Below are 12439 nucleotides of genomic sequence, written 5' to 3'. Positions count from 1 at the left end.
AGATTGTTTTCTAATTAAATTCAAAATAAGACAGATTCGGCTTACATCCAGTTTAAAATAAGTAAATTTTAACCACTTTATTTTACTGATAATTCCGAAATTTGTGTTAAGGTAGTCAGCGAGGGGGTGAAAATTGTGGTAAGAAAGAAAAGGAATCTTATATTAACTTTTGTAATCAGTTTTGCTTCAGTAATTTTGGGATTACCATTACTGAATACGTTAGGAGTTCCATCGGGTGATTCGGTATTAACTGCATTATTCGGAGAAGGAAATATATGGGCTTTGGTCTTTTCTGTAATGTTAATCCTATTAGTCACTTTTGGTGTTGGTAAAGTTATAAAAAGCAGCACTTAGTTTTTAACTAACCGATGCGTAGGTGACAAAGTAAATTTGAAATAATTTTATAGGTATTCAACAATCGGGCGCTTTTCCGTAATAAGGAAAGCGTCTTTTTTTACGAGAAGGTGACATTATTATGGAGTAAAACTCTTAATGTTAGAATACAACGAGCTATACAAAAGAAGTGTCTTGAAAATGCACTGCTTTCTGAATTGAGTAGGGTACAAATGGTGTTGTAACTAAGTTTAATTTGGTAATATAAGTAAATGAAATTAAGTTGTTATTTAATTTTAGGGGGAGAGTTGATTTATAATGATTAATAACGGGAATCTACCAATTGTTTCATTGGTACTTGCTTTTCTATATATTTCAATATTCATTTTGGATAGGCTCGTATTTAAAGGGAATCTATTTCTATTTGGAAGTGGCAAAAGCTTTAATCTGATGCAACAAAATGAATGGTATCGAATCTTAACAGGAGCATTTTTTCATAAAAATATTTTGCATTTATTAGCGAATGTTTTTGGAATTTACTACGTTGGACTTATTTTAGAAGATAAAATCGGCCATTTGATTTTTTTAATCATTTATTTAATTGGTAATATCGGTACTTACATAATTTATTCAATTCTTATATCTTATACGGACGGAAATGGTGCATCACCAGGAATTTACGCATTGATAACTTGTATTATTATTTTACATTTCAAGGATTCAATTGTCTTAAATCTAAACTTTAAATCCTACCCAGTTCAATTTACAATTGGGTACTTCATTATAGGCAATTTTTTTAATTTGGGTGCATTCAGGGTACATTTGATTGGAGTTGTTATCGGTGTGATTCTTACCTTCCTATTTCTAGTTGTCGGTATATTATTATAAAAATATCATTTACATCCCTTATGCTAAATTACATTTTTATATTCCACAATCGGGCGCGATTCTGTAACAAGAATCAGCGCTCGTTTTTATTAAAGGGCCATATTGTTGATTAACAATTTTTTAATTAAATTGGTTATTAATGCTAAAATGAAGTTGTAGAACTTGAAACAATACAATTAATAGAATGAGAATTTAGTTCATAAACTTAAAAAGAAAAAGAAATAGGTGGTTAGCTTTGAAGAAAGGCAAATATGTTTTGCTTTGTTATTAATAGATGTAGTTATTATTATTTTAAACGGATATCGTTTAACCCCTTTATCTTATGGGGAGGCTTTTGTAACAAATGCGATTAGGTTTTATGTTAGAACCATTCTCAACTAAAGAAGGTATGATCTTCTGGCGTGGATGCCTATGTAATTAAGGGGGAGCAACTTGAACTTATTTAATATCATTAAAAACAAACAACAATATTGGCTCGTAGATCAAATCAGAAAAGATGATATTCCAAAGGAAGCATACTTAGAACAATTTATACAAATTCTGGAGGAATGGGACCATCTGGGGATTGGTTATTTATCTTTACTTATGGATGAAAGTTTTGAAAGCTTATTGCTTCAGAAAAAGTTTTGCAAGGTTTCTAGTATTGTTGAGTACACAAGGAAACTAGCAGATTTACCGCAAATGGATGATGAAATTGTTTGGCATTCTCTTTCGGAAGGATTACTAGATGACCGGGAATATGGGGAATTATATGACCTTTGCCGATTGGGGTCTGCTAATAAGAATATAAATCAGTCAATAGATCAAGTTATGATTTCGCTTAAAAATGAATTGGGACCAGAGTGGCGGCAGCATTGTTATTATTTTACAAAGGCTGATGCTTTAATAGGAATAAGTATTCCTCATATTGAAATGGGGACAGAAGACGAGGGAAGATTATTTTATTTTGGCGTAGTCCCCCATTTAAGAGGGCAAGGACTGGGGATAAAAATCCATAACATTAGTCTAGTATTACTCAAGAATTTCCTAGCTAACTTTTATGTTGGCAGCACTGACGTGAACAATTCCTATATGATTAAGATTTTTGAGAAAAATGGATGTGTACTCCGCGATCGGAAAGGGATTTATAAGATTGTTAAGGAAAAATCAAAAAGAGCTTGAATGGACCATGTGTATAGGTTTTTACCCTTTTTGCTTTAAATATTCCCAGTTAATAAAAAATCATTGGATTATTCAACAATGGGCGCTTTCCGGAACAAGGATCAGCGCTCGTTTGCATTAAAGGGCTAGATTGTTGAATAACATTCTTTACCGAAAGGTTCCAAACGACACTTTGGGAAGGTTATACTATAAAAAAGGAGGTTAATTCAGAATGGAATTCAAATTAGGGAACGGTTCTATTATGCTACCCCCTTTACACATAACGATTATTGCAATAATTATTATTTTCCTTTTAGTAAGGTGGAGTAAGCAGTTAGAAACAAGGCGTTTTATGATTTTCTTTTACTTTCTTATAAGTACTTACATAACTCCGATTTTTTCTCGCAATACAAAGAAGGTGTCTTTCAGCTATGGATTCCGTTGGGATTTGTAGTAGTTTTCTTATACTTGTTTCGCAGTGAAAGAAACCATCCATCTAAAATGAAAGCGTGTATTTTAGGACTTTGCGTAGCGTTATATCAGTTAGTACTTCAATATATTAAGTAGTTTTGGTATTTCACTAATGGGATTCTTTAGTGTAACAAACATTATATTTAGGACTCCTTTATTAGGGTTGTTTGTGCGAGAACTATATTGTCAATAAATAGTCTTGTAGTCTTAGAGGAGAAGTGATTTTAAATGAATAGACGAAAATTGTATTGGGTATTACTCGTTCCTAGTGTTTTAATATATATTGTAACTCTAATTTTATTGCCTGAAAGTAAAAAGAATTATTCTGTATTTATAGTTCTCTTATTTTGGATTGTTTATTATGGTGTTATTAAAATAAACGATTTGAAAAATAAAAAAAACTGACTTTTTTATGAAGAAATGTATTTATATTTAAACTAAATGTTCTGTCATTTATTATTTCGGCGAGGTGAGATTGTTATGGAAAAACACGAATATGAGTTGGTAAAACAAACGCGACAGATTTTATTAGACCAGTGTAAAGAATTAAATGAAAATGAACTTACAAAAGAGTTTGGATTTGGATTTCTAAGTATCAGAGATTCCTTAGTTCATGTAGCAGGTTGTTATCATGCTTGGCTAGGTTCGTTTGTGCTTTCTAAAACAGCTTCACCACTGTTACCAAAGGCAGCTATAAATAATATGCAAATAGGCGATATACAAGAATATTTTCAACAAGCCGATATATTTGTAGATACTGTATTTGAACAATTCGGTGAAAAATATAATGATATTATCGAAAAAGAGCTTTCATGGAAAGTAGATAGTGGTCCTGTAAGAAAAACACCACACCAATTACTAATCCATTCTATTACGCATGAATTTCATCATAAAGGGCAAATTGTAGCAATGCTACGTCTGCTTGGTTACATACCTAAAAATACAGATATATTGGGGTTGCCTGAAAAGGAATTTACTTGAGGGATTTAATACAACAAGCATTTATAAAAAATGCATTAAAATAATGTTCCCGAATCAGAGCTTGGTAACATGTAAAACAGCGACAAGTACTGTTAAATCAGTATTTGTCGCTGTTTTTATTAGAAAATAACGCTCTGCTGCGAAAAATCATTTTAAAGAAGACTGTTCGATCCACTTGTTCTGAATGGCGGTAACATATAACTGGAATCTCACTGACAAGCCCCCAAATGTAGCATTGAATTAAAGTTACGATGTAAAAAAGTTCCGATTAATAACCCAGGGTATAAGCTCAGTGGGCCACGTCCAGACGATGCCAAGTGCACGTATTTCTTGTTAGATCGCCGGTTACAAAAGGCCTTTATTCAGCTTCAAGATAGTTTGGAACGGTATAATGCTTGAAAAGCCCTTTGGTAGACCTCAAGTGAAAATAAAAAATGTACAAACGACGAAAAGAATATGAAATTAAAGGGAATTTTAGAAACTGCATAAATTTTTATGCAGTTTTTTCTTTACTTTCAAATAATTATTTTGTAAGATAAAGCCAAATCAAAAAGTGGCCAGACCACTTTTGAATTCATTCAGTAAGAGACGCCATTATCTGAAGATGGTGGAGATTGTTTCTTTATAATTAGGTATCCAAACACCTACTGAATGAAGATAAAGCCTTTGGATGCATTGTTTATAGCGCGAAAGGAAAGCGGGAACAATAATTATGCCAAGGGAATAGATTGACCAAAGAGTTAATCGTATGGATAAAAAAACCAAACATAGAAAAGTGTTTTTAAATATCGTCCAACAATTACGACAGCTTATTAAAATAGAGTAAATACAGGTTGGTGAAAAGTTACCTTCCAAACGAGACCACTTTCAGAACGTCTAAATGTCGGGCGATCCTCTGTGAGAGAGGCATTGCGAAGTATAGAGCTATTAGGTCTTATTGACACGAGAACGTTTCTAGCTTCTACAAAAGCATCAGCTCGTAGAAATATTGTCGATGTTTATTTTAGAAGACAAAAAATCAAAAAGGATGTCGAATTAACGCGACAAATTCATGAAAAGGAAGCCATTCGCGTTATAAGTTGTATAGAGACTCTGCAAGCACTACCAGTATGGGATAGTGTTTTTGTAAAGCTAGAGATAGAAAGTACGATTAATTGTCGGGATGTTTTACGAGGAATAATCATCACGTCAGGAAATCGTCTTTCACTAAAAGTCTGGTTTCATTTAGCAAATTATGCCGGTGACTGTTTAAATCGAAACTCAACAGAAGAAGAAAAATTAATTATTTAAACTAGGTTGAAATCGATGCAGATTGGCTATGAAAAAGAAGCATTAAAAGCTTACCAACAGTGGATGAATGCATAACAAGGCATTTAGACAACAAAGGGGGAGTAAAACATGGCAATACGTAGCTTATTTAATAAAAAGAAAGAGGACGGACAGGAAAAGGGATTTCCAAAAGGGCTTATGACAAAATGTCCAGAATGCCATCACATTCAGTTAACAAAGGAATTAGAAAAAAATCATAAAGTGTGTTCAAAATGCGACCATCATTTCAAAATGACTGCACAGGAGCGCGTAACCTATTTCTTAGATGAAGGTTCATTTGTTTCGATGGATGATCATTTACAAACAAGTAATCCACTTAATTTCCCTGATTATGTAGAAAAAATTTCAGTGGCTAAACAACAAACGGGATTAAGTGAAGCTGTACTGACTGGGTTAGGTACTCTTGATGGAGAAGAAATTGTTGTAGCCATTATGGATTCTCATTTCCGTATGGGCTCAATGGGCTCCGTTGTAGGAGAAAAAATCACACGTGCCGTTGAAAAAGCTATTGAATTACGTGTACCGGTTATTATCTTTACTGCTAGTGGTGGCGCACGCATGCAAGAAGGTATTCTATCATTAATGCAAATGGTAAAAACGAGTGTGGCATTAAAACGTCATAGTGAAGAAGGACTATTATTTATTTCAATCATGACACACCCTACTTACGGTGGCGTTTCAGCAAGCTTTGCTTCTGTGGGAGATATTAATATTGCAGAACCACAAGCATTGATTGGCTTTGCTGGACGCCGTGTAATCGAAGAAACATTAAGAGAAAAATTACCAAATGATTTCCAAAAATCAGAGTTTCTACTAGCGCATGGTCAGCTTGATGCAGTTTTCCATCGGAAGGTTTTACGAAAGCAAGTAGCAATGCTTGTAAAAATGCATACAAAAGGCGGTGTGCAGCATGTCTAAAAATTTAGCTTTTGAAGAACCGGTAGTACAATTACGAGAAAAAATTGATGAATTAAAAACGCTTGCTACAAAGGCAGATATAGACATGACAGGCGAAATCGAAAAGCTTGAAACACGTCTAACCCAGCTAGAACAATCTATTTATGCCAATATGAAGCCATGGGATCGTGTACAGGTTGCTAGACATCCAGAACGACCAACGACTATACAATATATAGAAGCTATGTGTGAAAACTTTATTGAGTTACATGGAGATCGCACATTTGGTGATGATGCAGCTATTCTTGGAGGAATTGCTCTCTTTGAAGGACAGCCTGTAACAATTGTTGGGCACCAGCGCGGAAAATCAACTAAAGAAAATATTCGACGGAATTTTGGTATGCCACACCCTGAAGGATATCGTAAGGCATTACGCTTAATGAAGCAGGGTGAGAAATTTAAGCGCCCAATTATTTGTTTTATTGATACGAAAGGTGCCTATCCAGGTAAGGCAGCTGAGGAACGCGGCCCAAGTGAAGCCATTGCCAGAACTCTTGCTGAAATGGCAATTCTAACAGTACCAGTCATTAGTATTGTTATTGGGGAAGGCGGAAGTGGTGGTGCAATTGCATTAGGCGTAGCTAATCGAGTCTTTATGTTAGAGAACTCAACCTATTCGGTTATCTCGCCTGAAGGGGCTGCATCGATCTTATGGCGAGATGGTAGCCTAGGGAAGCAAGCTGCAGAAGCAATGCGTATAACAGCACCTGACTTAAAAGAACTCGACGTTATTGATGGAATAATCCCTGAAATAACGGGTGGAGCGCACCGCAATGTTGCGAAGCAAGCATCTTATTTAAAAGAATGTATAAGCGTCACACTAAAAGCATTGAATTCTTTAAATGGTGAACAATTAATTGAAGATCGCTATGAGAAATTCAGAAAGATGGGACAATATACAGAAGCTTAATTTTATTTTTAGGTCTTGGGATAAAGTTCGATTATTCTTTATAAGAAAGAATAATTTGTAATATAGTTGGATAAAAATAACTTCGCATTTAAATAAAATCCATGCATTTTGAACAATTTTTTTCAAAATGCATGGGTTTCTTCTATTATAAAATCAACGTTTGCAATAAACTATTGATCAAACTTTATTCCAAACTAACAAAAAGAAGTTAAATAATACATTCAAAAATTATTTGATGTAAATATATAAACAAAATAACATTCTTTTAAGAAAGATAATCAAACGAGGGTTTGGGTAGGTTATGCTTAACAAAACTGTCATGAACTATTATTACATTAATACTTAACGCGGGAGGCGAATTATGATTTGTATGGTTTGTCACACTCCATATCATCTTCAAAATAATAGTTGGAAATTTGAAGGTTCTCCGAATAAAGCTGAAGGAAATTATATGATTCAGAGTAAAGTATTCACTCCTGAAATTTTAGAACAAATATTAGAACATGCGCTACAAAACGATTTCAATGAAATATCAGTAGATGCTTATTCGGCTGAATATGTATTGTGTGAAGGATGTCGGTTACTAAATTTAAGGCTACGTAAAGAGAGAGATAAGCTTCTAGATTTACCGAAATACCAAAATTTGATGTATTATGATTCTTTTTAAGGTACCTAATGTCAGAAAGCCCACACCTCGCTTTGAGGCTTTTTTCTTCAACCATAGGGCACGATTACAAGGATCAGCGCTCGTTTTCATTAAAGGGTCAGATTGTGGAGTAACTATCTTTTAAGAAATGTTACCAAACATCGCTTTCAGTATGTTTTGAAAAGTGGTAAAATTTTACTGAAAGTATAAATTAAAATAAAAAATACGAAAAATCATTTGGATGGAAAAATTAAAATTATTATTACTTCAATTCTTTTTGCGTATGCAAACTGTCGAGGAAAGAAAAGGATATTTAGTGCAGTAAATCTTTATACAGGAAAGGTTGCTGAAAGAAAATGAAATCAATACTTAAGATACCCATGAATCCAATAGCTAATCTGAGCGAAGAGTTGAAACAAATGACGCCTCTTTCGATTGCACTTGGACATGAAAACGATGTATTTGTCCTACTTGTGGAAGAGCAAATTCCACTAACGAATGGTTGCTTCCCTGCAACCGTTACGGAAAAAAGCTATAGATATCAAGTCATTCATCTGAAAGATGGACAGAAGAAAGTGCTGGATTTGCCGAAAGAGACATGGAATTATCATTACGTACAGCCGATTGATAACGAACATATTCTACTTGTAGGTGCACGGTCGTATTACCATGATGCACAAAATATTGAGGAAAACGCACGTGTCTATGATAAAAATGGGTGTTTCATTCGATCATTTTGTTTAGGAGATGGTATTGAGCATGTGTACGTAACAAAGAATCAAGAGATTTGGACAGGTTACTTTGATGAAGGCGTTTTTGGCAATTATGGCTGGGAGAATCCGATTGGCCGAAGCGGGCTAGTTGGCTGGAATGCGTCTGGTGTTAAGAAGGATTCGCTTGAAGAGGATAAGGAATATTTTATTTTTGAATGTTTGGCGCTGAATGGTATGGATGATGGAGGAATTTGTTTTTTCTTCAGCACAGATTCGAAGATTGGAGTACGGAAAGAGGGTCTCACATCGTATTATTCACCCGAGGATATTTATTTTCGGGCATTTGCGGTGAATGGAGAGACGATCGTTATCCACCAAGGTAGAGGAGAACGTACACTCATTGAGTTACAACGTGAAGGTAATGAATATAAGACTGTCCGTAAAATCGAGCTGATAAAGCCAGATGGTAAGCCTGTCGAACCACAATTAGTGAATAACCGTGAGAGCAAGTTGCTGTTTTTGGACGGGGATGAGCTGTATATGTATGATGCGAAATCAGGTGATTAAAAACAGCAGTGCAACTTTCTTGGCTCTTCGCATTTGGGAGCAACGGTCATGCAACGTTATACCAGAGTTGGGACATATAATTTAATAACTTTTTTGTTAACTAGTTTTCCATAATAAATTAGATAGCCAAAAAAAAATTGTCTAATAAATTATACACATATATCCTTAAAAACACTCCAAAATGAAAGCTTGGTAATATTTCAAACAGCGACAAACATGGTTAAGCTGGTTGTCGCTGTTTATTTTATAGAAAATAACACGCTGAGACGCTGAGGAAAATCATTTTAAAGAAGGCTGTTCGATCCACTTGTTTTCAATGGCGGTAACATCTAAAAAGAATTTCAATGGAATGTTGTTGCCAAGCCTCGCTTTGGGAGTGTTTTAGGTTGATAATTAAATGTTGAATTTAGCTCGCTCTAATAATGTAAATATATACAGTTATAAAATACCATATAATGTAAAATTAATCCGAAAGGAGATGGAATCTATGAAAAAAATAATTTTTTTATTTTTATTATGTCTAGCCATAGTAGGGTGTTCAAATGACAATGAGGTTGATTCAAGTAAAGACATCTTATCAAATGTTGCTGAATTTAACTTTCAACAATCATTTGATTTGAGCAAAGAACAGAGCGTTACTATGTTTGTTGAAGTTTACGAAAATGGTAAATTTATTGACGACAGAAATATTTATTTTGCAAATAATTTCAAAGGAAAAGGGAAAGCTCAATTTTCTATGTTTAGACAAGATAATTCGGCTGAGTTATTTTTAATTGGGGCAATCCAAGATAAAGAAAATGTCATATCTAAAAAAATGTTTATTGATACTATCAATTGGGGCTTAATTTTTAAAGAAAAGATAAATAATGTTATCACCGAAAAAGGGCAATATCGGATTGGAATGTATGGTTCATTGTCAGAGAAAGATTCGACGAGTTCTACTGAACCTTTGAAATTATCTGTTGAAGATAAAAAAGAATTTGTAGAGGCATATGAACGCTATCCAATTATTTATGTAGTTGTTGTAGAAGTGACTTAATAAAAATTAGATATATAACTGATGCAGTTCAATATTAAATAACGTTCCCAAACGTAAGTATGGGTAGACACAAAAGCCAAGAAACGCTGTAAAACAATCGTTACTTGGCTCTTTCTTTGGATATTGTTTACACATTCTTGCTCAACCCTACATAAATCAAGGCTAAATTAACGTGTAGTATATAGATAATAATATTCGAGGATATATTTCTGCTCATTTATTGCCTCGTTAAATTTCTAAAAATTTCTCGGCTATGAACTCTAGGTTATTTACCGTCTATTTGGACAGATTTATGATTAATAATGGAAGATAATAATTGAATTCCGCTTTCGATTTGATGTTCTGTTAATGCTCCGAATCCCAACATAATAATAGATTCTGGCTTTTGAAGGAACCAATGGGCATTTGGAGAATAAATTCGAACTCCCAATTTTTCAGCTTCCATAATTAAATCCTCCGCTTTTATATGTTTTAAATAAAGTAATACATGCAGACCTGCTTTTTCTCCTATTATTTCAACATGAGGATCTAAATAATTTTCAATTGCTTTTATTAGTACTTTATGTTTCTTTTGATATGTTGTTTTCATGCGACGTAAATGTTTTTCAAAATAACCTTCTTCCATAAAATATGCAAGTGCATCTTGAATAATCAGTGAAGCACCTTGACTATATGATTTAAGACTTTGAATACCATGTTCAACTAAATCTTCAGGTAAAATTACATAGCTGCATCTAATGGAAGGTGAAAAACTTTTTGAAAATGTGCCACAATATATCACTCGATTTTCGTTATCTAATGATTTCAGAGGAGGTATAGGCCTTCCAATATGGCGAAATTCACTATCATAATCATCTTCTATAATGTAACTTTCATTTTTTTTTGCCCACTCTAATAGTTCCAGTCTTTTTTTTATAGGTAAAACCATACCCATTGGAAACTGATGTGAAGCAGTAATATAAACAGCTTTTACTAAATTTTTTTTTAAATGATAAACGGAAATACCGTCCTCATCCAATGGAATGTCACGAATTTTGCATTGACTCTGTGTGAATGCTGCTCTAGCTTCTCCATATCCAGGATTTTCGATAGCAACCATAGTTGATGTTAAATCTAATAAGCGCGTAATGAACTGTATACTTTGCTGAGTACCTCCAAAAATAAAAACCTGATTACTCATACAATTAATTCCTCTAGAATTACGAACATAATATGATATTTGCTTTCTTAAATGTAACTCGCCTTGTTTTTCTCCATAGCTAGTCATATTATGAATATTTTCTAAAGCTCTATTTATACACTTTTTCCAAGCTTGAAGAGGAAATTTGGAGGAATCTAATGAACTATAAAAAAAATCGATTGGAATGTTGGGTGACTTGACTTCTTCGACATTCTTGATGCAGGAGCTAGAGTCTGATATGAATTTTATATTTTCAAAAGGCAAAATAAAAATGCCACTTCTTGGTTTACTTTCTACATATCCTTCAGCAAGTAACTGCTGGTAGACAGAATGTATAACCTGTTTGCTAATATTTAATTCTTGAGCAAGAAATCGAATGGAAGGTAGTTTTTCACCTGTATTTAAATGGCCTAATTGTATTTCATTTTTTATATAATTATATAACTGTACATGAAAAGGCTCATGGTTCTTACTTCGATCAAAATAAAAAAACATAAATTCTCCTTAAACTGTCCTGTGAAAAAAGTGACAAACTGTCTCTTTTCGTAGTGACAGATTTATTTTATTATATCACTATTACAATTACAAAAGACTATCACATTATGGATATAAGGAGAATATAAAATTGTCGACATATATATTACAACATGTTCCATTCGAAACTCCAGGCATTATAGAAGAAATCGAATCATATACGCTTATTAAGATATACGAAAATGGGCAATTACCTTCAATAGAAGAAGTTAGTATGCTAATTATCTTAGGGGGGCCAATGAGTGTGAGCGATTCAATTCCTTGGTTAGAAGCTGAAAAAATATTTATTAAAGAACTAATCAAAGCAGGGAAACCAATTTTAGGAATTTGTTTAGGAGCACAACTTATCGCAGAAATTTTGGGCGCAAAGGTTAATAAAAATTCGAAAGGTAAAGAAGTTGGTTTTTTTCAGGTTAAAAAAGTTACTAACGAATTTGATTTTTTGCCTAACTCACTTGATGTTTTACATTGGCATGGAGATACTTTTGAACTTCCTCATGGCAGTAAGAGGCTATATTCAACTGATGCTTGTTCAAATCAAGCCTTTATCTACAATTCAAATGTATTAGGTTTACAATTTCATTTAGAAATGACTAAAAATACGTTGTTGCAATTAGTAGAGGAAGATAAAAATTATATAGAGGGTAGTATTTATGAACAAACGGCTGAAACAATTTTAAACACTTCTATCCCATCGGAAAATAAAAAAGTATTAGCGGATATTATAAAGTATTTGAAAAATAAGTAAAAA

General features: G+C 33.5%; 11 protein-coding genes and 1 pseudogene. 11 read left to right on the top strand and 1 reads right to left on the bottom strand.

The features are described 5' to 3' along the window. Window positions 1-135: 135 nt before the first annotated feature. The 10 genes and pseudogenes from ACIQXI_RS10880 (at window position 136) to ACIQXI_RS10835 (ending at window position 9974) form a co-directional block, all read left to right on the top strand. On the top strand, window positions 136-354 hold the full coding sequence (locus ACIQXI_RS10880; RefSeq protein ID WP_402924467.1) for a hypothetical protein: 219 nt from the start codon (window positions 136-138) through the stop codon (window positions 352-354). A 297-nt stretch (window positions 355-651) separates the two neighbouring features. Beyond that, window positions 652-1221, top strand: coding sequence for a rhomboid family intramembrane serine protease (locus tag ACIQXI_RS10875; protein WP_402924465.1), 570 nt, complete (start codon window positions 652-654; stop codon window positions 1219-1221). 432 nt (window positions 1222-1653) lie between these two features. Further along, complete coding sequence (locus tag ACIQXI_RS10870; RefSeq protein ID WP_402924463.1) at window positions 1654-2382, top strand: hypothetical protein; 729 nt, start codon at window positions 1654-1656, stop codon at window positions 2380-2382. Between the two features lie 930 nt (window positions 2383-3312). Beyond that, window positions 3313-3813, top strand: a complete 501-nt coding sequence (locus ACIQXI_RS10865; RefSeq protein ID WP_402924461.1) for a DinB family protein — start codon at window positions 3313-3315, stop codon at window positions 3811-3813. Window positions 3814-4639: 826 nt separating this feature from the next. Next, window positions 4640-5178 (top strand): annotated as a pseudogene (locus ACIQXI_RS10860) (FadR/GntR family transcriptional regulator). Between the two features lie 33 nt (window positions 5179-5211). Further along, window positions 5212-6060 (top strand): acetyl-CoA carboxylase, carboxyltransferase subunit beta, encoded by an 849-nt coding sequence (gene accD / locus ACIQXI_RS10855; RefSeq protein WP_402924459.1) that lies wholly within the window; start codon window positions 5212-5214, stop codon window positions 6058-6060. Continuing rightward, window positions 6053-7009 (top strand): acetyl-CoA carboxylase carboxyltransferase subunit alpha, encoded by a 957-nt coding sequence (locus ACIQXI_RS10850; RefSeq protein ID WP_402924457.1) that lies wholly within the window; start codon window positions 6053-6055, stop codon window positions 7007-7009. The genes accD and ACIQXI_RS10850 overlap by 8 nt, the downstream gene beginning before the upstream one ends. 361 nt (window positions 7010-7370) lie before the next feature. Continuing rightward, window positions 7371-7676: a hypothetical protein gene (locus tag ACIQXI_RS10845; protein ID WP_402924454.1), complete on the top strand. Its 306-nt coding sequence runs from the start codon at window positions 7371-7373 to the stop codon at window positions 7674-7676. Between the two features lie 335 nt (window positions 7677-8011). Next, window positions 8012-8935, top strand: a complete 924-nt coding sequence (locus ACIQXI_RS10840) for a hypothetical protein (protein WP_402924451.1) — start codon at window positions 8012-8014, stop codon at window positions 8933-8935. A gap of 487 nt (window positions 8936-9422) precedes the next feature. Then, entirely contained in the window at window positions 9423-9974 is a 552-nt protein-coding gene (locus tag ACIQXI_RS10835; protein WP_402924448.1) for a hypothetical protein, read from the top strand. A gap of 265 nt (window positions 9975-10239) precedes the next feature. Here ACIQXI_RS10835 and pdxR read toward each other — a convergent pair whose 3' ends face one another. Beyond that, on the bottom strand, window positions 10240-11649 hold the full coding sequence (gene pdxR / locus ACIQXI_RS10830; RefSeq protein WP_402924444.1) for a MocR-like pyridoxine biosynthesis transcription factor PdxR: 1410 nt from the start codon (window positions 11647-11649) through the stop codon (window positions 10240-10242). A 130-nt stretch (window positions 11650-11779) separates the two neighbouring features. Between pdxR and ACIQXI_RS10825 the strand changes: the two genes are divergently transcribed. Next, on the top strand, window positions 11780-12436 hold the full coding sequence (locus ACIQXI_RS10825) for a type 1 glutamine amidotransferase (protein ID WP_402924441.1): 657 nt from the start codon (window positions 11780-11782) through the stop codon (window positions 12434-12436). Window positions 12437-12439 lie beyond the last annotated feature (3 nt).

Origin of the sequence: Lysinibacillus sp. NPDC097195, from assembly GCF_044762075.1 — a bacterium.
Classification (GTDB): domain Bacteria; phylum Bacillota; class Bacilli; order Bacillales_A; family Planococcaceae; genus Lysinibacillus.
Note: the sequence above shows the minus strand (reverse complement) of the source record. Positions and strands in the feature narration are given on the sequence as shown.